Source organism: Saccharothrix sp. (assembly GCF_031180885.1).
Lineage (GTDB): Bacteria > Actinomycetota > Actinomycetes > Mycobacteriales > Pseudonocardiaceae > Actinosynnema.
In genome coordinates this window covers 1-25,358 of sequence record NZ_JAPSLK010000037.1, presented here as the reverse complement: position 1 = coordinate 25,358, position 25,358 = coordinate 1, and the positions used below count along the sequence as shown (strand labels likewise).

23 protein-coding genes and 1 pseudogene are annotated in these 25,358 nt (G+C 71.9%); 15 read left to right on the top strand and 9 right to left on the bottom strand.

What is annotated here, in order from left to right:
• Window positions 1-41: 41 nt before the first annotated feature.
• On the bottom strand, window positions 42-3,053 hold the full coding sequence (locus tag RIN75_RS30560; RefSeq protein ID WP_309115513.1) for an NB-ARC domain-containing protein: 3,012 nt from the start codon (window positions 3,051-3,053) through the stop codon (window positions 42-44).
• A gap of 349 nt (window positions 3,054-3,402) precedes the next feature.
• Between RIN75_RS30560 and RIN75_RS30555 the strand changes: the two genes are divergently transcribed.
• A complete protein-coding gene (locus tag RIN75_RS30555) occupies window positions 3,403-4,464 on the top strand; it encodes a hypothetical protein (RefSeq protein WP_309115512.1) in 1,062 nt (353 codons plus the stop codon).
• Between the two features lie 126 nt (window positions 4,465-4,590).
• On the opposite strand, the gene RIN75_RS30550 is transcribed toward RIN75_RS30555, so the two are convergent.
• A complete protein-coding gene (locus RIN75_RS30550; protein ID WP_309115511.1) occupies window positions 4,591-6,660 on the bottom strand; it encodes a tetratricopeptide repeat protein in 2,070 nt (689 codons plus the stop codon).
• Window positions 6,661-6,815: 155 nt separating this feature from the next.
• Between RIN75_RS30550 and RIN75_RS30545 the strand changes: the two genes are divergently transcribed.
• Window positions 6,816-8,228, top strand: coding sequence for a DUF1996 domain-containing protein (locus RIN75_RS30545; protein WP_309115510.1), 1,413 nt, complete (start codon window positions 6,816-6,818; stop codon window positions 8,226-8,228).
• 2 nt (window positions 8,229-8,230) lie between these two features.
• Window positions 8,231-8,584: an Imm1 family immunity protein gene (locus tag RIN75_RS30540; protein WP_309115509.1), complete on the top strand. Its 354-nt coding sequence runs from the start codon at window positions 8,231-8,233 to the stop codon at window positions 8,582-8,584.
• 179 nt (window positions 8,585-8,763) lie between these two features.
• On the opposite strand, the gene RIN75_RS30535 is transcribed toward RIN75_RS30540, so the two are convergent.
• Together RIN75_RS30535 and RIN75_RS30530 are read right to left on the bottom strand one after the other, a co-directional pair.
• On the bottom strand, window positions 8,764-9,144 hold the full coding sequence (locus tag RIN75_RS30535) for a hypothetical protein (RefSeq protein WP_309115508.1): 381 nt from the start codon (window positions 9,142-9,144) through the stop codon (window positions 8,764-8,766).
• A 138-nt stretch (window positions 9,145-9,282) separates the two neighbouring features.
• Complete coding sequence (locus RIN75_RS30530) at window positions 9,283-10,761, bottom strand: PucR family transcriptional regulator ligand-binding domain-containing protein (protein ID WP_309115507.1); 1,479 nt, start codon at window positions 10,759-10,761, stop codon at window positions 9,283-9,285.
• A 150-nt stretch (window positions 10,762-10,911) separates the two neighbouring features.
• Here RIN75_RS30530 and uraH point away from each other — a divergent pair, with 150 nt between their 5' ends.
• The 10 genes from uraH to RIN75_RS30480 all read left to right on the top strand — a co-directional run bounded on the left by uraH (window position 10,912) and on the right by RIN75_RS30480 (window position 20,392).
• Window positions 10,912-11,220, top strand: coding sequence for a hydroxyisourate hydrolase (gene uraH, locus RIN75_RS30525; RefSeq protein ID WP_375296045.1), 309 nt, complete (start codon window positions 10,912-10,914; stop codon window positions 11,218-11,220).
• On the top strand, window positions 11,220-12,092 hold the full coding sequence (locus RIN75_RS30520; RefSeq protein ID WP_309115505.1) for a xanthine dehydrogenase family protein subunit M: 873 nt from the start codon (window positions 11,220-11,222) through the stop codon (window positions 12,090-12,092). The genes uraH and RIN75_RS30520 overlap by 1 nt, the downstream gene beginning before the upstream one ends.
• 4 nt (window positions 12,093-12,096) lie before the next feature.
• Window positions 12,097-12,582, top strand: a complete 486-nt coding sequence (locus tag RIN75_RS30515) for a 2Fe-2S iron-sulfur cluster-binding protein (protein ID WP_309115504.1) — start codon at window positions 12,097-12,099, stop codon at window positions 12,580-12,582.
• A complete protein-coding gene (locus RIN75_RS30510; protein WP_309115503.1) occupies window positions 12,579-13,934 on the top strand; it encodes an 8-oxoguanine deaminase in 1,356 nt (451 codons plus the stop codon). Before RIN75_RS30515 ends, RIN75_RS30510 begins: the two co-directional genes overlap by 4 nt.
• Window positions 13,931-16,174, top strand: a complete 2,244-nt coding sequence (locus RIN75_RS30505) for a molybdopterin cofactor-binding domain-containing protein (RefSeq protein WP_309115502.1) — start codon at window positions 13,931-13,933, stop codon at window positions 16,172-16,174. The genes RIN75_RS30510 and RIN75_RS30505 overlap by 4 nt, the downstream gene beginning before the upstream one ends.
• 18 nt (window positions 16,175-16,192) lie before the next feature.
• Window positions 16,193-16,675 (top strand): nucleoside deaminase, encoded by a 483-nt coding sequence (locus RIN75_RS30500; RefSeq protein ID WP_309115501.1) that lies wholly within the window; start codon window positions 16,193-16,195, stop codon window positions 16,673-16,675.
• Window positions 16,676-16,938: 263 nt separating this feature from the next.
• Complete coding sequence (locus RIN75_RS30495; RefSeq protein ID WP_309115500.1) at window positions 16,939-18,363, top strand: NCS2 family permease; 1,425 nt, start codon at window positions 16,939-16,941, stop codon at window positions 18,361-18,363.
• A gap of 14 nt (window positions 18,364-18,377) precedes the next feature.
• Complete coding sequence (locus tag RIN75_RS30490; protein ID WP_309115499.1) at window positions 18,378-19,436, top strand: XdhC family protein; 1,059 nt, start codon at window positions 18,378-18,380, stop codon at window positions 19,434-19,436.
• The gene (locus RIN75_RS30485; protein ID WP_309115498.1) at window positions 19,345-19,719 is read left to right on the top strand and encodes a gamma-glutamylcyclotransferase; all 375 of its coding nucleotides are present in this window, start codon (window positions 19,345-19,347) and stop codon (window positions 19,717-19,719) included. Before RIN75_RS30490 ends, RIN75_RS30485 begins: the two co-directional genes overlap by 92 nt.
• A 25-nt stretch (window positions 19,720-19,744) precedes the next feature.
• Window positions 19,745-20,392, top strand: coding sequence for a hypothetical protein (locus tag RIN75_RS30480; protein ID WP_309115497.1), 648 nt, complete (start codon window positions 19,745-19,747; stop codon window positions 20,390-20,392).
• Window positions 20,393-20,429: 37 nt separating this feature from the next.
• On the opposite strand, the gene RIN75_RS30475 is transcribed toward RIN75_RS30480, so the two are convergent.
• The 4 genes from RIN75_RS30475 to RIN75_RS30460 are packed head-to-tail and all read right to left on the bottom strand — an operon-like array spanning window position 20,430 to window position 23,926.
• Window positions 20,430-21,053 carry a response regulator transcription factor gene (locus tag RIN75_RS30475; RefSeq protein WP_309115496.1) on the bottom strand — a complete coding sequence of 208 codons (624 nt, stop codon included), beginning with the start codon at window positions 21,051-21,053 and terminating at the stop codon, window positions 20,430-20,432.
• Between the two features lie 37 nt (window positions 21,054-21,090).
• Window positions 21,091-22,290 carry a sensor histidine kinase gene (locus RIN75_RS30470; RefSeq protein ID WP_309115495.1) on the bottom strand — a complete coding sequence of 400 codons (1,200 nt, stop codon included), beginning with the start codon at window positions 22,288-22,290 and terminating at the stop codon, window positions 21,091-21,093.
• A gap of 8 nt (window positions 22,291-22,298) precedes the next feature.
• Window positions 22,299-23,024, bottom strand: coding sequence for an ABC transporter permease (locus RIN75_RS30465; RefSeq protein WP_309115494.1), 726 nt, complete (start codon window positions 23,022-23,024; stop codon window positions 22,299-22,301).
• Window positions 23,021-23,926: an ABC transporter ATP-binding protein gene (locus RIN75_RS30460; protein WP_309115493.1), complete on the bottom strand. Its 906-nt coding sequence runs from the start codon at window positions 23,924-23,926 to the stop codon at window positions 23,021-23,023. The genes RIN75_RS30465 and RIN75_RS30460 overlap by 4 nt, the downstream gene beginning before the upstream one ends.
• A gap of 187 nt (window positions 23,927-24,113) precedes the next feature.
• Between RIN75_RS30460 and RIN75_RS30455 the strand changes: the two genes are divergently transcribed.
• Window positions 24,114-24,656 (top strand): EF-hand domain-containing protein, encoded by a 543-nt coding sequence (locus RIN75_RS30455; RefSeq protein WP_309115492.1) that lies wholly within the window; start codon window positions 24,114-24,116, stop codon window positions 24,654-24,656.
• Window positions 24,657-24,709: 53 nt separating this feature from the next.
• Window positions 24,710-25,105, top strand: coding sequence for a hypothetical protein (locus RIN75_RS30450; RefSeq protein WP_309115491.1), 396 nt, complete (start codon window positions 24,710-24,712; stop codon window positions 25,103-25,105).
• On the opposite strand, the pseudogene RIN75_RS30445 reads toward RIN75_RS30450, so the two are convergent.
• A pseudogene (locus tag RIN75_RS30445) lies at window positions 25,102-25,358 on the bottom strand (hypothetical protein); the annotation flags it as partial. The gene RIN75_RS30450 and the pseudogene RIN75_RS30445 overlap by 4 nt on opposite strands.

Genomic DNA, 25,358 nt, shown 5'->3' with positions numbered 1-25,358 from the left:
ACCCTAACGCCCGCAGCCGGGCAGGACCCACCGAGAGCAAATCACTCGCCGGAATAAAACGCTTTCGGGTGATTTCCGCAATTCTGCGTGCCGGGTCGTTGCGATTGGGTTTCCCGGCCGCGCTCGGCCGGGGTGCCGCTGTTCCGGGCGGTCGGGATCGGGTGGTCGTGGGACAGGCGGGCCAGGCGGGCCGCCACGTCGGGTGCGCGGGGGTCGCCGGCGTCGGTGAAGATCTTCAGGGCCTGCTCCCAGCCCTCCTCCGCCGCCGCCTGCGCCTTGGCGCTCTCCCGCAGGTCGGCGAGCAGCAGCAGCGCCTCCGCCCGGCCCAGCGAGTTGGCCGGGCGGTCGGTGAGTTGCACGGCTTGGCGGGCGCACTGCGTCGCGGCCACCACGTCCCGCATGTCCCGCTTGATCGACGCCAGGACCACGTAGGCGCGGGCCGCCATCACCCGGTCGCCGCCGCGCCGGTGCAGCGCCACCGACCTTCGCGCGTACCGGTCGGCCGTGCTCAGGTCGCCCTGCCGCCGGTGCAGTTCGCCCAACTCGCAGAGCGTGTCGGCTTCTCCGGAGATGTTGTTGGAGCGCAGGTCCAGCGCCTTGTGGAAGTGCACGGCCGCGTCCAGGCGCCGGTTCTGCGCCATCGCCACCACGCCGAGCCGGTGCCACGTCGCGGCCTCGACCTCGACCAGGTCGGAACCGCCGCCGCGCACCAGTTCCAGCACCTGCTCGTAGCGCTCGATCCCGCGTTCCACGGCACCGTCCGCGACGTCCGCCTGGGCCAGGTTGTGCAACGAGGACGCCATCGCCAGCCGACGGCCCGTCCGCTGCGCGATCATGTGCCCCCGGTGGAAGTACTTGCGCGCTTCGAGGTAGGACGACTCGCGCAGCGCGATCAACCCCAGGTCGTTGAACGCAGCGCCCTCGGCGTCGAGGTCGCCTTCGAGCTGGGCCGAGCCGATGGCCAGGGTCAGGGCGGACCTGGCCTGGTCGTAGTAGCCGCAACGGCGGAACACGTCACCCAGCAGGTGCGCCAGCCGGGTGACCCGCGTGTGCAGGCCGCGCCGGGCGGCGAGGTCCAGCACGGCCATGAGGTTGCCGCGCTCGCCGACGGCCCACGCCAGGGCTTCGCGGTCGCTCTCGAACTGCAGCGGCAGCACGCCGTCCACCGGTGGCGGCACCTCGATCCCGGGCCGGTAGGGGAACGCGATGGAGTCGGCTTCCTTGGCGGTGTGCAGGAAGAAGTCCACCAGGCGCAGCTCGGCGGCGGCCTGCTCGGCGGCGGGCACCTCGGCGTGCGCGCACTCCTCGGCGTAGTCGCGCAGCAGGTCGTGGAAGCGGTAGCGGCGCAGCGAACCCGGCTGCTCGACCAGGTGGGTGGCCACCAGGAGGTCCAGGCAGTCCAACGCCGCCGAGCGCCGCACGCCCAGGACGGCCGCCGCCGCGTCGACGCCGATGTCCGGGCCGGGGTGCAGGCCGAGCAGGCGGAACGTGCGCCGGTCGTCGTGCCGCAACGCCCGGTAGGACCACGAGAACACGGTCTTGAGGCTGATGTCGCCACCGTGGCCGCCGAGGTCGAGCAGGCGCCGCTCGTCGCGCAACTGCTCGACGAACTCGGCGAGCGGCGCGCCCGGGCTCGCGGCGATGCGGTGCGCCACGATGTCGATCGCCAGCGGCAGGCCACGGCACAACGCGACCAGGTCCTCGACCGCGCGCCGCTGGTGGGCGCTGCGGTCGCCGATGCGCGCGTCGAGCATCCGGACGGCGTCGGCGGTGTCCATTGAGGACACTGGGAACGCGTGACGTCCCAAGCCCGACAAGCGGTTGCGGCTGGTGATCACCACGGTGCAGTCGCGCAGCACGGACAGCAGCGGCTCGACCTGCGCGCGTTCCCGGACGTTGTCCAGCACCACCAGCACCCGCCGGTCGGCCAGCAGCGACTCCAGCCGGCGCGACCGCCGTTCGGCCGTGGTCAGGTGGTCGACGTCGGCGCCCAGCGCCTCCAGGAACCCGTCCACGACCGTGGCCGGGTCGAGGGCCGCGTCGGCGGAGAAGCCCTTGAGGTCGCGGTGCAGCACCCCGCCGGGGAACTGGTCGGCGACCCGGTGCGCCCAGTGCACGGCGAGCGCGGTCTTGCCCACCCCGGCCGCGCCGTCGAGGAGCACGACACCGGGCCGGGGTTCGCGCCGCCCGCACCCGGTCACCGCGTCGATCTTGGCCAGGAGGGCTTCCCGGCCGACGAAACCCTCCACGTCGTGCGGGAGCCGGCGCGGCACCACCGCGCCACCGCCCCACCGGCGCGGTTCGACGGTCGCGGGTTCGGACAGCCCTTCGAAGAACACCTTGAGCGCTGCCGCCGCCGCGTCCTCGAACTCGTCCTGGAGCCGGCGGCGCATCGCGAAGTAGTAGGCCGTCATCTCGGTGCGCAAGTGCAGGCCGTGCAACGCTTCCAGCCTGCGCATCACCAGCGGCAGGTGCGCGGAGTCCACCGGCGGCAGGCCGTCGATGTGGGCCAGCACGGCGCGGTGGTCGCCGAGGGCGTGCAGGCTCTCGCACAGCGCGTTCTGCAGCGGCAGCCACAGGTTGTCGCGGGCGTTGCGCCGCCACGCCTGCGCGGGTTCGCCGGGCAGGTCGGCCAGGGGCTCGTCGAGCCAGTGGTCGATGGCCTCGCGCAGCAGGACGACGGCCGACGCCGGGTCGTGGAGGGTCCGCGCGCGGTCGAGCAGCGCGGCGGCGGCGAAGTAGTCGATCGCCGAGTGCGGCACGACGATCCGGTACGCGCCCCGGCGCTGCTCCAGCTCGGCCGCGCCGCTCATCGCCCGCAGCCCGTCGCGGATGCGCTTGGCGTAGTTGTAGAAGGTCTGCGCGACGTTCTTCGGCAGCCGGTCGTCGGTGGTCCACATCCAGTCGACGAGGCTCGTGGTGGTGAACCACTCCCCCGGCCGGGTCAGCAGCGCGCCGAGCATGGCGCGGGTCTTGGGCGCGGCCCAGTCCCGGCGCAGGCCGGCGCCCAGTCGTATGCGAGTCTGCCCCAAGATCGTGAAATGACAGGTCACAGCGCCACCCCTCGCTGAAGCCCGTCCAGTATTGTGCGGCGGCCCCGCGGCAGTCGTGCCCCGTGCTAAAAACGTTATCAGCTGTCCACGTTTTGACAGATCTCTGACAGATCATCGCGAATTTCGCCCGCAATGTTGCGGAATTGCCTGCGCAGAAGGCCCTGACCTGGGCAGACAGGGTTCCGGGAGATCAGTGACAGCAGGTCGACGACACCATGCCGCACGTTTTCCCCATCGACTCGAATCAAATGGGGAGGTGCTCGTGGTCGGCGACGGATGGACAAATGGCCCTATCGGCTTGGGAGCGGATGCACGGATCACGCGGACCGATTGCCGCACGGTCCTGGTGGTGGTGCCGCACGTGGTGGCGGGCACCCGGCTCGCGGACCTGCTGCCGCTGCTGGAGGCGGACCACCGCGTCCAGGTGCTGTTCACCGTGCACGGCGCGACGCACGGCACGGAGGAGTTCGTGCGGGGTCTCGGCGGCCACGTCGTGCCGTGGCAGCAGGCGGTCCGCCACCGGTTCGACCTGGTCCTCGCGGCCAGCCACCGCGGCCTCGACGAACTGCACGGCCCGGTGCTGGCCCTGCCCCACGGCGCGGGCGCGCTGAAGTCCCGGTCCCGCCCGCGCCGGGGCGGCACGTTCCCCGCGCACGGCCTGAGCCGGGAGCGGCTGATCCGGGACGGCCGGGTCGTGGCCGCCGCCATCGTGCTCGCGCACCACGACGAGCACCGCGTGCTGGCCGAGTCCTGCCCCGAGGCCGTGCCCGCGGCGGTGGTGGCCGGTGACGTGTGCCTGGACCGCCTGCTCGCCAGCACCCCCTACCGCGACCACTACCGGCGGGCCTTGGGCGTGGCCCCGGTCGAGCGGCTGGTCACCGTCAGCTCGACCTGGACCCGGCACTCGACGTTCGGCGCCCACATCGGCCTCTACGGCGCGCTGTTGGAGCGGGGCGAGCGGGTGGCGGCCGTGCTGCACCCGAACGTCTGGAGCGTCCACGGCGCGCGGCAGGTCCGCGCCTGGCTGCCGCGCGAGGTGCTGGTGGTGCCGCCGGACGAGGGCTGGCGGGCCGCCGCGGTGGCCGCGGACGCGGTGATCGGCGACTTCGGCTCGACCACGCAGTACGCCGCCGCCGTGGGACGGCCGATGCTCGTCGTGCCGATCCCCGACGACATGCTCCGGCCGGGCAGCCTGGCGGACCTGGTGTACCGGACCGCGCCCGTGGTGGACCCGGAGTGCCCGCGGGTGGAGGACGCGGTCGTGGTGCCGGGCGTCGCGGAGGCGATCAGTTCGTACCCGGGCGGCGCGGGTGTGGCGACCCGGCGCACGATGTACCGCCTGCTGGGTCTGCCCGAGCCGACGCACGCGGTGCCGGTGTCGCCGGTGGCGGTGCCCCGTGTCGTGGGGTGAGTGGCAGGTCGTGGCACCCGGTGTGTGGCGCGCGGTGGGCGGTTGTCGGGACGGGTTCCTCGTGGCGGACGGCGGGATCGCCGACAGCCGGTGGATCGCGGTGGCGGACCTGGTCGTCTAGGCCCGTCACGTCGTCAGGCGGGAGCCGATGTCGTCGGGCACCGGCTCCCCCACCGCCGTGTAGGCATCCGCCGCCGCGCGCAGGTGGAGACGGGCTTTGGCGGGGTCGTTCCTGCGCTCCGCCACGTCCGCCAGGGGCAGGAGCACGGCGGCCAGGTACGCGGGAGAACCGGTCTCGGCCAACACCGGATGCGCGGCCTCCAGCAACCGCGCCGCCTCGTCCACCCGGTCCAGTTCCAGGAGGGGTCGGGCCATGACGCCGCGCAGGCGGGCCAGTTCCACCCGCTGCCCGAGGTCCGCCAGGATCTGTCCGGCTTCGGTGAACTCGGCGACTGCTTCCTCCAAGCGGCCGAGATCGGTCAGGGCCTCACCTATCCGCCGGTGGGCGAGGGCGACGCTGCGGGGTCGGCCGAGTTCGGTCGCGACCGCGAGGGAGTGCCGGAAGTAGGTGAGAGCGCCTTCGGCGTCGCCGCCGGCGCGGGCGATCCGGCCGAGTTGGCGCAGCGCGGTGGAGACGGAACCGAGGTCGCCGGCGGCCTTGCCGAGGTCCAGGGCGCGGGACACCTCGCGGGAGGCGTCCTCCCGGCGTCCCAGCTCGACGTAGCCGATGGCCAGTTGGAGGCGCAGGCGCGACTCGGCCACGGCGTGGCCGGCGCGGCGGGCGGCACGGGCGCCGATCTCGAACGTGGTCACCCAGTCGGTGAGGTGCCTGCGGTGGAGGTACAGGCCCCATTGGGCTTCGGCGAGCTGCCAGGCGAGATCGTGGCGACCGTGGTCGGCGGCCTCGCGGGTGGCGTTGACCAGGTTGCCGCGCTCGGTCTCCAGCCAGCCCAGGGCTTCGGCGACGCGGCCGAACGCGGCCGGCGCCACCTCGTAGCGCGGGCCGACGCGGGGGCGGTCGGGCACGACGACCCGGTCCGCCGCGACCGCCCCGTCCAGGTACCACTGGACGACCCGCCACAGCGCGGCGTCGCGCTCGGCCGCCGAGTGCCACTCCGCGTGCTGCCGGGCGTGGGCGCGCAGCAGGTCGTGGTACCCGTAGCGCTCGTCGCCGACCTCGCTGAGCAGGTTCTTGTCCACCAGGTCGGCGAGCACGGGGGCGATGTCGGGCGGCGGTTCGTCGGCCGCCGCGGCGGCGGCGCCGAGGCCGAACGAGGTGCCGGGGTTGACCGAGCACAGCCGGTAGATCCGCGCGTGCCGCGCCGGAAGCTCCACATAGGACAGATCGAACACGGCCTCCACGGACACACCGCCGTCCACGCTCAGCGAACCCAGGCGTTCGGTGCGCAGGGAGCCGACTTCGCCGGAGAGGGTGCGGCGGGGGTGGGTGGAGAGGCGGGCGCCTACTACGGAGAGGGCTATGGGGAGGCCGCCGCAGAGGTGGGCGAGTTCGCGGGCCGCGTCGGGTTCGGAGGTGACTCGGGGGCCTAGGGCGTGTTCGAGGAGTTCGAGGGAGGCGTTGAGGTCGAAGGATTCGACGTCTACGAAGCGGGCGCCGTCGACGGCGAGGCCGCTCAGGCGCCAGCGGCTGGTGACCAGGACGGCGCTGTGCGGGGAGGTGGGCAGCAGGGGGCGGATCTGGGCGGCGGAGACGGCGTCGTCGAGGAGGAGGGCGAGTCTGCGGTCGGCGGTGAGGGTGCGGAAGAGGGCCTGTCTTCGGGACACTTCAAGGGGAATCTCGGCGGCGGGGGTGCCCAGGGCCAGCAGGAACCACTCCAGGACCTCCGACGGGGTGGCGGGGCCGCCCGGGGAGTGGGCGCCGAGTTCGACGTAGAGCTGGCCGTCGGGGAAGCGGGTGCGCGCGGTGTGCAGCCAGCGCAGGGCCAGGGACGTCTTGCCCACGCCGCCGGGGCCGGAAACCACGGCCACCAGGGCGTCCTCGGCGTCGAACCAGCGGTCGAGGTCGGCGAGTTCCCGGCGGCGGCCGGTGAAGAGCCTGGGGGCGGGTGGGAGTTGGCGCGGGATGACCGGGGCGCGGGGCTCGTGGTGGTGGAAGTGGATGTCGTTGACGCGGCCCGCTTGGACGACCGGTCCGTGGGTGGTGCCGGACATGACGTTCTCTGCGCCGTGGTCCACGGGTCCGAGTGTCCAAGTCAGGGGTGGGCGTCCGATAACGAAAAGGTAACGGCCAGGTCGCGGACCGGGATCGGTACGTATGCCCCGGTGTCCACCGCCCACCGGCGGTCGGGGTTCGAAGCGAATGCGCGTACCTACGACGAGGTGACACATCCATGACGCGAAACCAGGGGCGGCACCGCTTCTCGCGGCGCACCAAGCTCACAGCCGGCGTCGCCGGGCTGGCGCTGACGATCGGCCTGGCGGTCGCGATCTCCACCACCGGAGACCAGGGCACCGCCCAGGCGGACGGGGCCGACAAGTCCCTGTTCGTCGACATCACCAAGCAGGCGCGCAACGTCAAGGCGCCCAGGCCGGAAGGCGACGCCACCAACGGCACGTTCACCGTCGACTGCGGGCGCAACGAGAACGGGCACTTCAACCCGGACAACTTCATCGCGCAGCCCGGCGTCCGCAACGGCGCCCAGCACCTGCACGACTACGTCGGGAACGTGTCCACCGACGCCGACTCGACCAACGAGAGCCTCCAAGAGGCCGACACCACCTGCAAGAACGGTGACAAGTCCACCTACTTCTGGCCCGTGCTCCGCATCGACAAGGAGAACGAGGAGGAAGAACCCGGACAGCCGAACAACGCCGAGGTCGAGTGCCCGGACGTCAAGCGCAAGCTGCGCAACGTCCCCCAGCAGGCCCGCGCCGAGGTCGACCGCAACCTCAACCAGCTCAAGGCCCAGATCGCCGAGGCCAACGACAAGCTGAAGAAGGCCGCGAACGTCGACGACCCGAACTTCGTGAACAACGCGATCCTGGGTCCGTTGCGGGACAAGCGCACCGCGGCCATCGGCCGGATCGTCGAGGCCATCGACCGGGTCGCCCAGCGCCCCCGCGGCCTGCAACGCCTCGCCCCCTGCACGGTCAAGGACGGCGACGCGAAGGACGCGAAGGTCGCCGAAGCCCAGAAGGAAGCCGAGGCGGACGCGCCGGAGAAGGGTGACGGCAAGAGCCGGAGCGACGAGAACGAACTGCCCGGTAACGAGGGCGAGATCCAGCGCCCCGAGGTCGTCGACCTGACCTTCCGCGGCAGCCCCACCGGCAAGGTCGTCGCGATGCCGCAGTTCCTGCGCATCCTCTACGGCGACGCCAAGGTGTCCACCAACGGCCCGAAGAACGCCCGGAAGTCCTGGACCTGCACCGGTTTCGAGGACAAGGTGCTGATGGACAAGTACCCGATCTGCCCGCAGGGCAGCAAGGTCAAGCGCGTCCACGACTTCCCGAGCTGCTGGGACGGCAAGAACACCGACAGCGCCAACCACCGCGACCACATCGTCTACCCGAACGAGAACGGCAAGTGCCCCAGGGGTTTCCGCGCCGTGCCGCAGTTGCGCATCAGCCTGACCTACAACATCCCCCGGGACGTGCAGCAGAACGGCCAGTACGCGGTCGACGCGTTCCCCGAGGAGGAGCACAACCCGTTGTCCGACCACGACGACTTCGCCAACGTGATGGGCGAGGAGATCATGAACCGCGTCGTGGACTGCATCAACTCCGGCAAGAAGTGCAGGGAGTGACGATGATCCAGGCACACCACCGGACCGGCGTGGACGAACTGCGCGGCACCGAGGACGTCCGTCGCCTGCTCGACCTGCTCTCCGTCGCCGAGGACGCGACCCTCGTGCACCGCGACACCCCGGACAACCGGGTGTGGGTGGGCGTGCGCGGCGACCGCGGGGCGATGCTGTTCACCGACGTGATCACCGGGTCGTGGGCCAGCCTCGGCGAAGGCCCCCGGCAGCGCCCCCGCTACGCCGGGGTCCGGTTCCCGACCCACTGCGAGATCCCGGTGGCCGACCTGGCCAAGGCGATCGAGGAGTTCCTGGCCACCGGCGAACGCCCGACCCGGGTCCCCTGGCAACAAGTCAGGTAGAGAACGGCCGCGAGTCGCGGTGTCTGATTGCGCCGCCTCCGGCGCCGCGGCGAGGCCGCCCGGTAGTCGGCCCGTCGCGCCGCTTTTCCCGGCGATCGAAGAACGTGATCACCGGGAAAAGCGGCGCGACAAGCCGACGCGGCCTCGCGGGCCATCCCCTGGAGCGCGGCGGCGGTGCGTCAGGGGATGGCCAACCCCTCTTGCCGCAGAGCTTCTTCGACGCGAAGCCTCTCGATGTCCCGGTCGACCCCCTCCGGCAGGTCGTCCAGCCGGTGGGGCACCCCGACCGCCGCACAGGCCTGTGCCAACAGGACGTCGTACGCCTGCCGCACCCCTGCGCGGCGGGCGTACGGCGTGCCCGGCCGGATGAGGGCCAGCACGCGGTGCACCCGCCTCAGGTCGGCGGCCAACTGTTCGATCGGAAGTCCCCGTGGAGTCAAGGGTTCCCGCCGCAGCCGCCGGAGCAACCGGGGGATGTGGAGCACGGCCCAGCACAGCGCGGACGGCGCGAGCGCGACACCCACGAACAAGGCGAAGTTGCCCCACGGCGCGGAGGCCATGCGCCAAGTATCAACCCGCGAGGCCGCGTCGGCTTGTCGCGTCGCCTTTCGCTCCGATCACGCTTTTCGACCGGAGCGGAAGGCGGCGCGACAAGCCGACTTTCGGCGGCCGAGCCGCCGCGACGGAGTCGCGGCCGTTCAACCGTGCAGGGCGAGGTACAGGTCCACGCGAGACGTGAAATCCGAGAGGTCCACGCCCAACAGCTCCTCCACCCGGCCGACCCGGTAGCGCAGGGTGTTCACGTGGACGTGCAGCCGCGCCGCCGCCGTCGTCCACGAGCCGGAGCAGTCCAGGAACACCCGCAGGGTCCCGACCAGGTCCGACCCGTGCTCGGCGTCGTAGTCCAGCACCGGCCCCAGCACCCGCCGCCGCAACGACCCGCGCAACTCCTCCGGCACCCCCGCCAGCAGCAACTGGTGCAACGCGATCTCCTCGCCCGCCACCACACAGGTCCGTCCCGGCCGCCGCTCCCCCAGCCGCCGCGCGTGCGACGCCTCCTCCGCCGCACCCCGCAACCCGGCCGCCCCCACCGCCGACGAGATCCCGACCAGCACCCGCACCGACCCCAACCCGGGTTCGACGGTCCGCAAAGCACCTCGCACCGCCTCGGCCCACCCCGGACCCGACGGCGCGATCGCGTACACCTCCTCGCCGTGCACGGACACCAGGGCGTGCGGCGCGATGGGCGCCAGCACCTCCTCCAGCAACGCCGCCGCCTGCTCGACCCGCCCGTCCGTGCACGACGCGACCACCACCCGGAACTCCGGCGCGTCCCACCCCACGGCGGCCAGCCGGGGACCCAGGTCGCCCGACCCGGACAGCACCTCGCGCAGCAACGGCCCCGCGGCCCGGTTCTCGATGCGCCGCTCCTGCACCACCCGGGTCCGCTCGACGCCCACCAGGCTGGCCAGCTCGGCCGCGACCTCGTCGTGCGCCCGGTCCCCGTCGACCACCACGATCCACGTGGCCACCCGCGACCCGCCGCGCTCGGACACCGGCAGCAGCGTCGTCCGCCGCACCACCCGGGGCAGCCGGTCGGCCAGCAGGAACTCCCGCACGAACAACCCAGCGTCGGCCGGCTCCGGACCGGCCACCACGTGCCCGGTGGTCGACAGGACCCGCACCGGGGCGTCCAGCTCCGCCGCGCCCGCCGCCACCAGCTCGCCGAGCCCGCCGCCGTCCGCGACCACGGTCAGCAGCCGCCGGTGCCGACCCAGTTGGGCGCCCGCGTCCCCGACCCGTTCGGCGGCCAGTTCGAGCACGACCCGCTCGGTGATGGTCGCGAACGACAGGTCGATCGGAACCTCCAACAACGGCACCCCGTGCCGACGGCAGGCCTCGACCAGCGCCGCCGGCAATTCACGGGCCTCCGGATCGCTCGCGGCCAACGCGGCGACCCCGGCGTGCGCCAAAGAGCCGACGAAGGTCTCGCAATCGGCCGCCGAACGGTGCCAGAGCAGCCCCGACAGGACCAGCTCGCCGCCCGACAGGTACCGCGCCGGATCGGGCAGCTCGGTGCCATAGAGCCTCGTCACGGGCCGGTCCAGGAACTCCTCCCCGACCACGAGGCGTAGTCGCAGTTCCGGCATCCGCAGCAAGGTGCGTACGAGCAACATGATCGCCTCCTCCACGTCATCGGGGCGGCTTACCTTCGTCCGATCGTGTTTGTAGGAAAGCACAAAACCACTCGCCGTAGGAGCGTGGGATTCATGCGCCGTGGCCGTAGCTGAACGGCCGGCCCGGTCTGTGTACTGGCTCACACACCGATGGGAGGACGAGTGACGATCAGCACCCACGTGCTCGACGCACAGCGCGGCAGGCCGGCGGTCGGCTTGGCGGTGCGCCTGGAGCACGACGGCGAGACGGTGGCCCAGGCCCGCACCGGCGAGGACGGCCGCATCACCGGCTGGCCCAGCGAGCGGGCCGGGGTCTACCGGCTGGTGTTCGACACCGGCGACTTCGCCCCGTTCTTCCCCGAGGTGGTGCTGACCTTCCGGGTCACCGAGCCCGGCGAGCACCACCACGTGCCCCTGCTGTTGTCCCCGTTCGCGTACTCCACCTACCGAGGCAGCTGATGGACTTCCTTCGACCCGAGACCCTCGCCGAGGCGCTGGCCCTCAAGTCCGAGCGCCCCGACGCCGTCCCGATCGCGGGCGGCACGGACGTGATGGTGGAGCTGAACTTCGACCACCGCCGCCCGGCCGCCCTGCTGGACCTGACCCGCATCCCCGAACTCCGGGAGCACTCCAGCGAGAACGGGGTGGTGCGGATCGGGTCCGGCGTGCCGTACGTGCGGATCATCGACGAGCTGGGCGGCGCGCTGCCGGCCCTGGCGATGGCGTCCCGCACGGTCGGCTCGCCGCAGATCCGCAACCGGGGCACGGTCGGCGGCAACCTGGGCGCGGCGTCCCCGGCCGGCGACACGCACCCGGTGCTGCTGGTGGCGGGCGCGACCGTCGAGGCGGCGTCGGCGCGCGGGGTGCGGTTCATCCCGGCCACCGAGTTCTACCTGGGCGTGAAGCGCAACGCGCTGGAGCCCGACGAGCTGATCACCGCGATCCACGTGCCGGCCACGCGGGCGCCGCAGCAGTTCTCCAAGGTCGGCACGCGCAACGCGATGGTGATCGCGGTGTGCTCCTTCGCGGTGGCGCTGCACCCCGGCGAGAACCGGGTGGGCGCGGCCGTGGGCAGTGCCGCGCCCACCCCGCGCCGGGCGACCGAGGCGGAGGAGTTCCTGTCCGGGGAGCTGACCGCCACCGGCCAGTGGGAGTCGCCGAAACCCCTGCTGGACTCGGTGAAACGCCGGTTCGGCGAGCTGGTCGCGCAGGCGGCGAGCCCCATCGACGACGTGCGCGGTTCGGCCGCGTACCGCAAGCACGCACTGTCCGTGCTGGCCCGCCGGACGCTGGGCTGGGCGTGGCAGGACTACACCGGGAAGGCGGCCTAGGGCGATGCGCGTGAACGTGACGGTCAACGGCGAGCAGCGGCAGGCCGACGACGTCTGGGAGGGCGAGAGCCTGCTGTACGTGCTGCGCGAACGGCTCGGCCTGCCCGGCTCGAAGAACGCCTGTGAGCAGGGCGAATGCGGCTCGTGCACGGTGTACCTGGACGACGTGCCGGTGTGTTCGTGCCTGGTCGCCGCCGGTCAGGCGCAGGACCGCGAGGTGCGCACGGTCGAGGGCCTGGCCGAGGGCGACGCGCTGGACCCGGTGCAGGAGGCGTTCGTCGAGGCGGGGGCGGTGCAGTGCGGGTTCTGCACGCCCGGTCTCGTGGTCGCCGCGCACGACCTGGTCAACCGGGTGCCCGACCCGTCCGACCCGGAGATCCGCGAGGCGCTGGCGGGGAACCTGTGCCGCTGCACCGGTTACGAGAAGATCCTGGACGCGGTCCGGCTCGCCGCCCGGAAGAAGAGCGCACAGCAGAAGAGCGCGCGATGACGCCGACCATCCTCGACGGCGTGGCGGTGTCCACGATGGACTCCGCCGGCACCGAGCACGCCTTCGGGCACGTGGTTTTCGAGGACGGCCGCATCACCGCCGTCGGCCCCGGCCAGGCCCGGAAGCCGACCGGCCCGCACACGTGGGTCGACGGCAGCGGCTGCCTGGTGACGCCGGGCCTGGTCAACACCCACCACCACCTCTACCAGTGGGCCACCCGGGGCTACGCCCAGGACGCCACCCTGTTCGAGTGGCTGACCACGCTGTACCCGGTGTGGCGCGGCCTGGACGCGGAGATCACGCACGCGGCGGCGTCGGCCGGCCTGGCCAAGCTGGCCCTGACCGGCTGCACCACCGCCGCCGACCACCACTACGTGTTCCCCCGCGAAGGCGGCGACCAGTTCGAAGCCCTCGTCACCGCCGGCCGGCGGGTGGGCATCCGCCTGCACGCCATCCGCGGCTCCATGGACCGGGGCCAGTCCCATGGCGGGCTCCCGCCGGACAACCTGGTAGAGGACACCGAATCGGCTCTTGCCGCGACCGAGAAGGCGATCGACGACTACCACGACCCGTCCCCGGACGCCCTGGTCAAGGTCGCGGTCGGCCCGTGCTCGCCGTTCTCGGTGAGCCAGGGTCTGATGACCGGCGCGGCGGAGATCGCCCGCCGCAAGGGCGTCCGCCTGCACACCCACCTCGCCGAGACGCTGGACGAGGAGGACCAGTGCCAGGCCGAGTTCGGCTGCTCCCCCACGGAGTACGCCGAGCGGGTCGGGTGGCTGGGCGACGACGTGTGGCTGGCGCACACCGTGCACCTGTCGCCGGACGCGGTGAAGAAGCTCGGCGCGACCGGCACCGGTTCCGCGCACTGCCCCACCTCCAACGGCCGCCTGGGCACCGGCATCGCCCCCGTCCGGGACCTGCTCGACGCGGGCGCGCCGGTCGGCCTGGGCGTCGACGGGGCGGCGTCCAACGAGTCCTGCGGGATGGTCGAGGAGCTGCACCAGTCGGTGTTGCAGGCCCGGCAGCGCGGCGGGCCCAAGGCGTTGGACGTCCGGGAAGCCCTGTGGCTGGGCACCATGGGCGGCGCGAAGTGCCTGGGCCGGGCCGACGAGATCGGCTCGATCGAGCCGGGCAAGCTCGCCGACCTGGCCGTGTGGCGGCTCGACGGGCTCGACCACGCGGGCATCGACGACCCGGTGGCCGCCCTCGTCCTGGGACCGCTGCCGAGGCTCAAGCTGCTGCTGGTGGGCGGCCGGGTGGTCGTGGACGACGGCGAGCTGCGCACCGCATCCGAATCCGACCTCGCACGCGACCTGCGTGCCGCGAGCGCACGACTGAAGGTGACCCGATGAGCCTCACGCCCGCTGAACTGACGTCCTCGGTGTCCGGTGGCATCGGCTCCAGCCCGCAGCGCCCGGACGGCAACCTCAAGGTGCGCGGCGAGTACGCCTACGCCTCGGACCTGTGGCACGAGGACATGATCTGGGGCGCGACCCTGCGCAGCCCCCACCCGTACGCGAAGATCCTCTCGATCGACCTGACCGAGGCGCTGAAGGTGCCCGGCGTGTACGCGGTGCTCACCCACCAGGACGTACCGGGGCGGAACCTGTACGGCTTGGAGCACAAGGACCAGCCGGTGCTGGCCGAGGACGTCGTGCGCTACCAGGGAGAACCGGTGGCGCTGGTCGGGGCGGACCACCCGGAGACCGCGTTGCGCGCCATGAAGCGCATCAAGGTCGAGTACGAGGTGCTGACGCCGGTCGTGGACATGGAGACCGCGATCGACGACACCCCGTTGCACCCCGGCGGGAACCTCGTGCGGCACGTGCCGATCCGGCGCGGCGACGTCTCGGCGAAGGCCGACGTGGTGGTGACCGGCCGGTACGAGGTCGGCATGCAGGACCAGGCGTTCCTCGGGCCGGAGTCGGGTCTGGCGGTGCCCGCCGAGGACGGCGGGGTGGACCTCTACATCGCCACCCAGTGGCTTCATGTCGACCAGAAGCAGATCGCCTCCGCGCTGGGGATGCCGCTTCCGAAGGTGCGGCTGACGCTGTCCGGCGTCGGTGGCGCGTTCGGCGGGCGCGAGGACCTGTCGATGCAGGTGCACGCGTGCCTGCTGGCGCTGCACACCGGCAAGCCGACCAAGATGGTCTACAACCGCGAGGAGTCCTTCTACGGGCACGTGCACCGGCACCCGGCGGTCCTGTACTACGAGCACGGCGCGGACCACACCGGCAAGCTGGTGTACGTCAAGGCCAAGATCTACCTCGACGGTGGGGCTTACGCGTCCAGCACGTCGGCGGTCGTCGCCAACGCCGCCACGCTGGGCATCGGGCCGTACGAGGTGCACAACCTGTCCATCGACGCCTGGGGTGTGTACACCAACAACCCACCGTGCGGCGCGATGCGCGGGTTCGGCGCGGTGCAGGCGGCGTTCGCCTACGAGTCCCAGATGGACAAGCTGGCCGAGGCGCTGGGCATGGACCCGGTGGACGTGCGGATCATGAACGCGATGACCGAGGGCACGCTCATGCCGACCGGCCAGGTCGTCGACTCGGCCGCGCCCGTCGCCCAGTTGCTCAAGCTGGTCAAGGACAAGCCGCTGCCGCCGCCCTCGGGCAGCGTCGGATCTGCCGGCTCGGCCGGCGTCGACCTGCGCAACCTGCCCGGTGGTGTCTCGAACACCACCCATGGTGAGGGCGTCGTGCGGGGCGTCGGCTATGCGGTGGGGATCAAGAACATCTGCTTCTCCGAGGGCTACGACGACTACTCCACCGCCCGCGTGCGGTTGCAGGTCATCAACGGCGAACCGGCCGCGCTGGCGCACACCGCCGCGTGCGAGGTCGGACAGGGCCTGGTGACGATCATGCAGCAGATCGTGCGCTCCGAGCTGGGTGTCGAGCGGGTGACGATCCTGCCGATGGACACCAGCATCGGCAACGGTGGCTCGACGTCCGCGTCCCGGCAGACCTACGTGACCGGTGGCGCGGTTCGAGCGGCCTGCCTGGCGGTCAAGGACAAGCTGGCCAAGCTCGCCGCCGGCCGCTCGACCACGGACCTGGTGGAACTGCTGGGTGACCAGGTCATCGACGAGACCGTGGAGTGGCGGCACCGGGCGACCGAGCCGCTGGACCCGGTGACCGGCCAGGGCAACGCGCACGTCCAGTACGGGTTCGCCGCGCACCGGGCGGTGGTGGACGTGGACATCGAGCTGGGCGTGGTGAAGGTGGTCGAGCTGGACTGCGCGCAGGACGTCGGCAAGGCGCTCAACCCGCAGGCGGTGATCGGCCAGATCCAGGGCGGTTCGGCGCAGGGCCTGGGGCTGGCGGTGATGGAGGAGATCCAGACCGCCGGCGGCAAGGTGCGCAACCCGTCGTTCACCGACTACCTGATCCCGACCGTCCTGGACATGCCCCCGATGAGCATCGACGTGCTCGAACTGGCCGACCCGAACGCTCCCTACGGCGTGCGCGGAGTGGGCGAGCCGCCCACGATCTCTTCGACTCCGGCCATCGTGGCGGCCATCCGCAACGCCACCGGCTTGGCCCTGACGCGCGTACCCGTGCGCCCCGAGCACATCACCAACACCTGATCTTTGGAGCTTCGCACAATGACCACGTCCGTTTCGCCCGACCACGCCTGGCTGCGCGAGTCGATCGAGCTGGCCACCCGCAACGTCGCCGCCGGCGGCGGCCCGTTCGGCGCGGTGATCATCCGGGACGGCGAGGTGATCGCCACCGGCACCAACCAGGTCACCCCGACCCTCGACCCGACCGCGCACGCCGAGGTGGTGGCGATCCGCGCCGCCTGCCAGGCCATCGGCGACTTCCGGCTCACCGGCTGCGTGCTGGTGTCGTCCTGCGAGCCGTGCCCGCTGTGCCTGTCCGCCGCGCTGTGGGCGCGGGTGGACCGGGTCGTCTACGCCGCCGACCGGCACGACGCCGCCGCGGCCGGCTTCGACGACCGCGAGTTCTACGAGCTGTTCGGCAAGCCCCGCGAGCTGTGGAGCCTGCCGGTGCACCAGATCTCCACGGGCGAGGACAACGCGCCGTTCACGGCCTGGCTGTCCCGAACCGACCGCGTCGACTACTGACGCATCACCCCGGAGCGGTCACAAACCGCTCGGCGAGGCCGCGTCGGCTCGTCGCACCGCCTTTTCCGCCGATCGAAGAGCGTGATCGTCGGAAAAGGCGGTGGGACGAGCCGACTACCGGCGGCCTCGCCCGCGACGCCGGAGGCGGCGCAATCCAACACAGTGCTGACCGGAGCACCAAAACCACTTCAAACGCGTCCGGCGGGGCCTTGCTTGCAGGCCTCGCCCCGCCGAACGCGCCCACCGGCATGGGAAGGATCGTCATGACCCAGCTCAGGGATGACGTACCCACGCAGTCCACACAACTCGACCGGTTCTTCCGCATATCCGAGCGCGGCAGCACCATAGGTCGGGAAGTGCGCGGCGGTATCACCACGTTCGTGGCGATGTCGTACATCGTATTGCTCAACCCGCTCATCCTGGGCGCGTCGGCCGACATCACCGGCGCGCGCCTGACCACCGAGCAGCTCACCACCGCGACCGCGCTGGCCGCGGGCGTGATGACCATCCTGATGGGGGTCGTCGGCAACGCCCCGCTCGCCCTGGCCGCCGGTCTGGGCGTGAACGGGGTCGTGGCGTTCCAGATGGCCCCGACCATGACCTGGGCGCAGGCGTTCGGCCTGGTCGTGCTCGAAGGCCTGTGCATCGTGGTGATGGCGGCCTCGGGCGTCCGGGAGAAGATCATCAACGCCATCCCGGGGCCGTTGAAGACCGCCATCACGGTCGGCATCGGCCTCTACATCGCCCTGGTCGGCCTGGTCAGCGCCGGGTTCGTGACCCGGACGCCGGACGCGGTCGGTTCGTCGGTCCCGGTCCGGATGGGTGTCGACGGCCACCTGTCCGGGTGGCCGATCGCGATCTTCTGCCTCGGGCTGCTGCTGATGATCGTGCTGATGGCCCGGGGTGTGCCGGGGGCGGTGCTGATCAGCATCGCGGCGGCGACCGTGCTGGCGATCGCGGTCAACGCGGTGTTCGACGTCGGGGGTTGGGGGTTGGTGACGCCGAACGTGCCGGACAGCGTCGTCGCCGCGCCGGACTTCGGGTTGTTCGGGCAGGTGGACCTGTTCGGCGGGTTCGTCTCGGCGGGTGTGATCACGGCGACGGTGTTCCTGTTCACCCTCGTCCTGTCCGGGTTCTTCGACGCGATGGGCACCATCACGTCGGTGTCCGACGAGGCCGGGCTGACCAGGGACGGCAAGGTCCAGGGCATGGGCCGCATCCTGCTGGTCGACGGCGCGGGGGCGGTGGCCGGCGGCGTGACCGGGTCGTCGCCGAACACGGTGTTCCTGGAGTCGGCGGCGGGTGTCGGCGAGGGCGCCCGGACGGGTCTGGCCAGCGTGGTGACCGGTGTGATGCTGGCCGCGACCCTGCTGTTCACGCCGCTGGCGGCGGTGGTGCCGGCGCAGGCCGCCGCGCCCGCGCTGGTGGTGATCGGCGGGCTGATGATGGCCCAGTGCCGGCGCATCCCGTGGCACGACACGGATTACACGATCCCGGTGTTCCTGACGGTGGCGGTGATCCCGTTCACCTACTCGATCACCAACGGCATCGGCGCGGGGCTCGTGTCGTACGTGGTGATCAAGATCTGCAAGGGCCAGTGGCGGTCCGTCGGCTGGCTGATGTCCGTGATCGCGGCGCTGTTCGTCCTGTACTTCGGGGTCGAGGGCGTGACCGCGGTGCTGCACTAGAGGAGGAACCCGGAGTGCGCGAGCTGGCTTCTCTCGTGGCGGACTGGGACGGGCCGTACGCGGTGGCGTCCGTGGTGGCCGTGCGGGGCAGCGCGCCCCGTGAGGTCGGCGCGGCGCTGGCGGTCCACCCGGACGGGCGGGTCGTGGGCAGCGTGTCCGGCGGGTGCGTGGAGGGCGCGGTGTACGAGCTGGCGCTGTCCGTGCTGGAGACCGGCACGCCGCGGCTCGCGCGCTTCGGGTACTCGGCGGAGGACGCGTTCGCCGTCGGGTTGACCTGCGGCGGTGAGCTGGAGGTGTTCGTCCAGGTCGTGACGCCGGAGATCCGTTCGGCGCTGCGCGCTGCTTCTGAGGGACGTCCGGTGGTGCTGACGCGGTCGTTGGAGACCGGCGACGGCAAGGTGTCCTTCCCGCCCTGCGCCGTGAGCCGATCGTCCGTTGTGGACGGTCAGCTGGTCGAGTCGTGGGGCACCGCACCGAGGTTGCTGGTGTTCGGCGCGATCGACTACGCGGCGGCCGTGGCCCAGCAAGGCAAGTTCCTCGGCTACCACGTGACCGTGTGCGACGCACGGCCGGTTTTCGCCACGCCCGAAAGGTTTCCGGCGGCGGACGAGGTCGTGGTGGACTGGCCGCACCGCTACCTCGCCACAACTCCGGTCGACTCGTCCACGGCGGTGTGCGTGCTGACCCACGACCCGAAGTTCGACGTGCCGCTGCTGAAGGAAGCCCTGCGGCTGCCGGTGGGCTTCGTCGGCGCGCTGGGTTCGCGGCGCACCCACGTGGACCGGCTGGCCCGGCTGCGCGCCGAGGGCGTGACCGAGGCGGAACTGGCCCGGCTGCGCTCCCCCATCGGCCTGGACCTGGGCGCGCGGACGCCCGAGGAGACGGCCGTGTCCATCGCCGCCGAGATCATCGCGGTCCGGCGCGGCGGCGGCGGGCTGCCCCTGACCACCACCGACACCCCGATCCACAAGGAGGACCCGAATGGCCCTGATCTTCCTCAACGGCGGCGGGATGCGTGGCGGCCCGCTGCACCACCAACTCCAGGGCACGCCCCTGTTGTGTGTCGCGCGTAGTGCGCCCAAGTACCGGTACTTCTCGGTGGGCGACCGGTTCCCCGCGATGCACGCGTCGGGCACCGGGAGCGTCGTCGGCGAGCTGTACGACCTGCCGCTGACCGTGCTCCGCGACCACCTGCTCCCCGCCGAACCGCCCGAACTGGAGATCGCCGTGATCGAACTGGCCGACGGCAGCGCCGCGCTGGCCACCGTCCTCCGCGACGCGTACCTCGACGCACCCGAGCTGACCGACATCACCGCCGTCGGCGACTGGCGCGCGTACCTCGACCGAACCCGCTGATCACCGGTCTCCTACAGTCCGTGCCATGAGATTCGGGGGGATCGTCCTCGCACTGCTGGTCCTGGTCGGCTGCTCGTCGAGACCGGCCGCCGCACCGCCGGCGAGCACCACCACGACCACCACGACCACGTCCACCACACCGACAGCACCGAACCCGGACACCATCGAGCCGCGCATCAAGGCCGCACAGCTCACCGCCGACATGCTCCGCCCGCTGGGGTACGTCCCCTCGTCGCGCGGCGAGGAGCAGGAGTGGTACAGCATCGTGTCCTGCCCGGAGCGGCTGGACACCGACGGCCGGCAGTCCGCGACCAGGACCGCGAGCCACTGGCTGGACCAGCCCGCCCGCACGTCGTTGATGCAGTACACCACCTCGTACGGGAAGATCTCGGCGGCGGCCCAGACCGTGCAAGTGGCCCGCGAGTCGCTGGAGTGCGGCGCGTTCACCAGCGCCGACGTCGAGTACACGTCGGTCGGGGAGTTGGACGTCCCGCCGCTGGGCGCGGACGCCCAGTTCGCGGTGTGCTACCACTCGGCCAGGCTCGTGCAGTGCGCGCTGCTGCTGAGCAAGGCCGACCTGCTGACCGTGCTCACCATCTTCACCCCGGAACGCAGCCGCGCCGCCCACGACCTGCAAGCCGCCGGCCGCGCCGTCCTACCCCTGCTGGGCTGACCCTCGCCACGGCCCGCTGCCCGGCCGCAGCGGGCCGTTATCGGTCCCCGGTCAGCACGCCCCGCTCGTACGCCACCGCCACCGCAGCCGCCCGGTCGTTGACGCCCAGCTTCGCGTAGACGTGCACCAAGTGCGTCTTCACCGTCGCCTCGCTGATGAACAGCCGCGCCGCCGCCTCCCGGTTCGTGCACCCCCGCGCGATCAAGCCCAGCACCTCGACCTCGCGATCGCTCAACGGCTCAGCCGCCGGCGTCCGGACCTGCCCGACCAACCGCGTCGCCACCGACGGCGACAACACCGCCTCCCCGCGCGCCGCCGACCGCACCGCCCGGAACAGCTCCTCCCGAGGCGTGTCCTTGAGCAGGTACCCGGTCGCCCCGGCCTTGATCGCGGGCAGGACGTCGCTGTCCGTGTCGTACGTCGTCAACACCAGCACCCGCGCCGGCACGTCCCGCAGCCGACCGATCGCGGTCACCCCGTCCATGCCCGGCATCCGCAGGTCCATCAGCACGACGTCCGGCACGACCGCCCGCACCACGGCCTCCGCCTCCGCCCCGTCCGCCGCCTCGCCGACCACCTCGACGTCCCCGGCCGCCGCGAGCATCCCGCGCAACCCGTCCCGCACCACGGGGTGGTCGTCCACGATCACCACCCGGATCACCGCACGACCTCCGCCCGGATCACCGCACGACCCCGGATCACCGCACGACCTCCGCCGGGATCGCGGGCACCGAAGCCGACACCGCCGTGCCGCCACCCGGCTCGGACTCGACCACCAGCGACCCCGCCAGCCGCGACACCCGCTGCCGCATCCCCACCAACCCGAAACCACTGCCACCACAAGACGTGTCGAACCCCGCCCCGTCGTCCCGCACGTCCAGCGTCACCACGTCCTCCATGTAGGACAAGGTGAGCCCCACCCGCGACGCCCGAGCGTGCTTGGCCACATTGGACAGTGCCTCCTGCGCGGTCCGCAGCAGCGCCACCTCCACCTCCGGGTGCAACGGCCGTGCCGCCCCCGTCGTGGCCACCGACGCCGGGACACCGGTCTGGTCCGTCCAACCCCCGGCGACCTCGACCAGGGCGTCGGGCAGGTTGGCGTCCTCCAAAGCAGGTGGGCGCAGGGCGTGCACGGAACGGCGGGCCTCGGCCAGGTTCTCCCGCGCCAGCCGCAGCGCGGTCTCCACGTGCCGCGAAGGCGTGTCCACCGCCTGCAACTGGGTGATGATCCCGGTGAACCCCTGCGCGAGCGTGTCGTGGATCTCCCCCGCCAGCCGCTGCCGCTCGTCCAGCACGCCCGCCTCCCGCGCCTGGATCAGCAACTGGGCGTGCAGCCCCGCGTTCTCCTCCACCATCGCGGCCAGTTCGGCGACCATCTCCTTGCGCCGCCGGGACTGCTCGGTGGTGATGTGCCCCAGCATGGTGAACGTCAAGGCGATCGTCATGAAGAACAACGCCACCACCACGAACACCACGATCGCCACCGGTTCGGCCGGCGGCGGCCCGCCGTACAGGGCCATGGTCGCGAGCACCGCGTTCACCAGGACACCGACGACCATCCGCCGCCCCGGCAGCACATCGGCCGCGTACAGGTACCCGGCGAACGAGTAGAACCCCATGATCGGATCGCGCAACCCGAGCAGGGCGTAGAACACCAGCACCCCGACGAAGAACACGGTCATCAGACCCGTGCGTCCCCGCCACTGCGGGTGCAGCGTGTGCCACCACGCCATCCACAGCGCCGCGCCGACCACGATGCCGACCGTGATCGCCTTGTCCGCCACCGTGTCCGGCACGGTGAGCACGTACAGCAGCGCGGGCAGCCCCAGCGCGAGGTACGGCACGACCTGGATGACCCGGCTCAGCCGGCGCTCCCACCCGTCGAGGCTGTCCGACACTCCCCCACCTACTCCCAGCGGAACGACCTGGCCGCGACGGTACCCGCCACGACCGTCGTCAGGGCCAGGATTCCCAGGTGCACCAGGCTCGGCGCGGTGCCCAGCCACGCCTCCTGGAGCGCGCCGACCCCCGGCGGCAGGTGTTCGCCGATGCGCACCAGCACCTCCGGCAGCAGGAACCGGGGCAGGTAGGCGCCGCCGAAGAACATCACCAGCATGAACACCCCGGCGGCCCAGCCGTTCGCGGCGCGGGCGGTCGGCGACCAGGCGGCGATGAGCAGGCCCAGCGCGGACAGCGCGGTGGTGCCCAGCAGGCACGCGGCGGCGAAGCCCAGCGGGTGGTGCGGCAGGTCGACGTCGAACACGAGCCGGCACACCACCATCACCAGCAGGACGGAGATCCCCGCCGCGATCGAGTTCACCACCAGTTGCGCGGCCAGCAGCTTGCCGGGGTGGACGGGTGTGGTCGAGTACCGGCGCAAGATCCCCTTCTCGCGGTAGGTCGCGACCGTGCTCGGCAGCTTGTTCAAGCACAGGAACGCCAGCGCGATCACGACCAGCGTGGACACGTAACCGTCCACGAACCGCAGGCCGCCGAAGGCCGGGTCGGGCGTGCGCAACGCGGGGATCGCGCCCAGCACGAGGATCAGCACGGTCGGGAACAGCACGCCGAACGCGACGGCCCCCGGTTCGCGCAGGAACAGCTTCCACTCGATGGCGATGATCTTGGTCACGTCAGCTCCCGGCCGGTGAGTCGGATGAAGGCGTCGTCCAGGCCGGCCTGCTCGACGCGCAGGTCGGCGGCGACGACGTGGTTGCGGGCCAGGACGGAGGTCACGGCGTGCAGCAGGTTGCCGGTGCCGGTGACCACGACCTGCGGCCCGTGCTGCGCCACCGCGGTCACCTCGGACAGCGCCGCCAGCAACGCGGTGTCCAGGGCGGACGTCGGCCGGAACCGCACGGTCTGCTCACCGCCCAGCCGCGCGACCAGCCCGGCCGGGCTGTCCACCGCGACGACCTTCCCGGCGTCGATCAGCGCGAGCCGGTCGCACAGCCGCTCGGCCTCCTCCATGAAGTGGGTGACCAGCACGACCGTCACCCCGGAATCGCGCACGCCCTCGACCAGGCTCCACGTGTCCCGGCGCGCCTGCGGGTCCAGTCCGGTGGTCAGCTCGTCCAACACCGCCACCCGCGGCTTGCCGACCAGCGCCAACGCGATGGACACCCGCTGCTTCTGCCCGCCGGACAACGCCCGGTACTCGGCCTTGGCCTTGTCCGCGATCCCCAGCAGCTCCAGCAGTTCCCGCCAGTCGGCGGGCCGCTCGTAGAAGGAGGCGAACAGCTCCATCACCTCCCCCACCCGGATCCGCTCGGGCAGCTCGCTCTCCTGGAGCTGCACGCCCAGCACCCGCCGGACCTCGTCCCGGTCCGCGCGCGGGTCGAACCCGAACACCCGGACGGTGCCGGAGTCCGGCGCGCGCAACCCCTCGACGCACTCGACGGTGGTGGTCTTGCCCGCCCCGTTGGGCCCGAGGACCCCGAAGATCTCCCCCTCGTCGACGGAGAACGACACCCCGTCGACGGCAACCTTCGACCCGTACCTCTTGACCAGGTCGACAACCTCGATCACTGCCATGCGCCCAGCCTCGCGGGCCACCCGTTCGGGCGAATCGCTCAGCGGGCCAGACCTGACATCAACCGATCGGTTGATGCACCGCTCCACCACACCGGATCAGGTGAACGACCGCACCCGATCTCGCGATGCCCAATCAGGTACACCGCTTCTACGCTCGCCTCCGGACGGCCCCAGGAGAGGACAGGCGATGTCGGAACAGGTGCGACTGGACAACATCTTCCGCGTGTTCACGGCCTTCGACACCGACGACGACAGCCGCATCTCCTGGCGCGACTTCGAGGTGAAGGCCCGCGGCATCGGCCTGGAGTTCCGGCTGGCCGGGGCGTCCCCCGAGGTCACCGCCCTGACCGAGGCGTACCGCGAGATCTGGGACTACATCCGGGGCGCGGACGTCGACGTCGACGGCGAGGTGACCCAGGAGGAGTTCCGCGAGGCCCACGAGGCAGGCCGCCTGACCACCGGCGAACTGCTGACCAAGTGGGAGACCGCCGCCGCCCGCGCGTTCGCCATCGCCGACCGCGACGGCGACGGCCGCCTGGACGAGCAGGAGTTCACCCGGCTCTACCGCGGCGCGGGCATCACCGACCCGCAGGTGGCCGCGATCGCGTTCGCGTCGGTGGACGTCGACAGCGACGGCCTGTTGGAACTGTCCGAGTTCATCACCCAGACCCGCGGCCTGTTCACCGCGACCGACGAGTCCGCGAAGGGCACCCACCTGCTCGGTGAGTGACCTGTTGCCCAACCGTTGCCGGTTCCGGACGCTCGTCACCGACTCTGGATCAGGTGACCGACTTGTCGGAGAAGCGCCAGGACTGGGTGTGGGCGTTGTGGCTGGTGCTGGGGATGCTGTGGGTGCTCACTGTCCCGCTCCTGGCGTTCCGAGCGGCCATGTCGGTGCCGTTCATGGGTGTGCCGACCGAAGCCCAGCTGGACCGGCGCGAGTTCCTGTCGACGTGGGCCGAACGCGCCGCGATCGGGGTGCCGCTGCTGGGGCTGGCGGCGGCGGTGCTCCTCAAGCGGCGGGTGGCGGCGCTCGTGCTGGGCAGCGTCCTGCTGTTCACCGCCGGCGGCATGGCAATCGACTCGACGCGCGACACCGCCCGCACCGAGCCCACGGTCTACACCCCCGGCGGCTGCCAGGAGCACAGCGGCGGCGACAACAGGTGCCCCGGCGGCTAACCGCGCAGCGGCCCGTTTTCGCCGCGCAGCGGCCCGTTTTCGCCGCGCAGCGGCCCGTTTTCGCCGCGCAGCGGCCCGTTTTCGCCGCGCAGCGGCCCGTTTTCGCCGCGCAGCGGCCCGTTTTCGCCGCGCAGCGGCCCGTTTTCGCCGCGCAGCGGCCCGTTTTCGCCGCGCAGCGGCCCGTTTTCGCCGCGCAGCGGCCCGTTTTCGCCGCGCAGCGGCCCGTTTTCGCCGCGCAGCGGCCCGTTTTCGC

Excerpts from the sequence above, each read along its gene's own strand:
- RIN75_RS30545 (WP_309115510.1), top strand. The coding sequence starts at position 6,816 with ATGACGCGAAACCAGGGGCGGCACCGCTTCTCGCGGCGCACCAAGCTC.
- RIN75_RS30540 (WP_309115509.1), top strand. The coding sequence starts at position 8,231 with ATGATCCAGGCACACCACCGGACCGGCGTGGACGAACTGCGCGGCACC.
- RIN75_RS30535 (WP_309115508.1), bottom strand. The coding sequence starts at position 9,144 with ATGGCCTCCGCGCCGTGGGGCAACTTCGCCTTGTTCGTGGGTGTCGCG.
- RIN75_RS30530 (WP_309115507.1), bottom strand. The coding sequence starts at position 10,761 with ATGTTGCTCGTACGCACCTTGCTGCGGATGCCGGAACTGCGACTACGC.
- uraH (WP_375296045.1), top strand. The coding sequence starts at position 10,912 with ATGGGAGGACGAGTGACGATCAGCACCCACGTGCTCGACGCACAGCGC.
- RIN75_RS30520 (WP_309115505.1), top strand. The coding sequence starts at position 11,220 with ATGGACTTCCTTCGACCCGAGACCCTCGCCGAGGCGCTGGCCCTCAAG.
- RIN75_RS30515 (WP_309115504.1), top strand. The coding sequence starts at position 12,097 with ATGCGCGTGAACGTGACGGTCAACGGCGAGCAGCGGCAGGCCGACGAC.
- RIN75_RS30510 (WP_309115503.1), top strand. The coding sequence starts at position 12,579 with ATGACGCCGACCATCCTCGACGGCGTGGCGGTGTCCACGATGGACTCC.
- RIN75_RS30505 (WP_309115502.1), top strand. The coding sequence starts at position 13,931 with ATGAGCCTCACGCCCGCTGAACTGACGTCCTCGGTGTCCGGTGGCATC.
- RIN75_RS30500 (WP_309115501.1), top strand. The coding sequence starts at position 16,193 with ATGACCACGTCCGTTTCGCCCGACCACGCCTGGCTGCGCGAGTCGATC.
- RIN75_RS30495 (WP_309115500.1), top strand. The coding sequence starts at position 16,939 with ATGACCCAGCTCAGGGATGACGTACCCACGCAGTCCACACAACTCGAC.
- RIN75_RS30485 (WP_309115498.1), top strand. The coding sequence starts at position 19,345 with ATGGCCCTGATCTTCCTCAACGGCGGCGGGATGCGTGGCGGCCCGCTG.
- RIN75_RS30480 (WP_309115497.1), top strand. The coding sequence starts at position 19,745 with ATGAGATTCGGGGGGATCGTCCTCGCACTGCTGGTCCTGGTCGGCTGC.
- RIN75_RS30460 (WP_309115493.1), bottom strand. The coding sequence starts at position 23,926 with ATGGCAGTGATCGAGGTTGTCGACCTGGTCAAGAGGTACGGGTCGAAG.
- RIN75_RS30455 (WP_309115492.1), top strand. The coding sequence starts at position 24,114 with ATGTCGGAACAGGTGCGACTGGACAACATCTTCCGCGTGTTCACGGCC.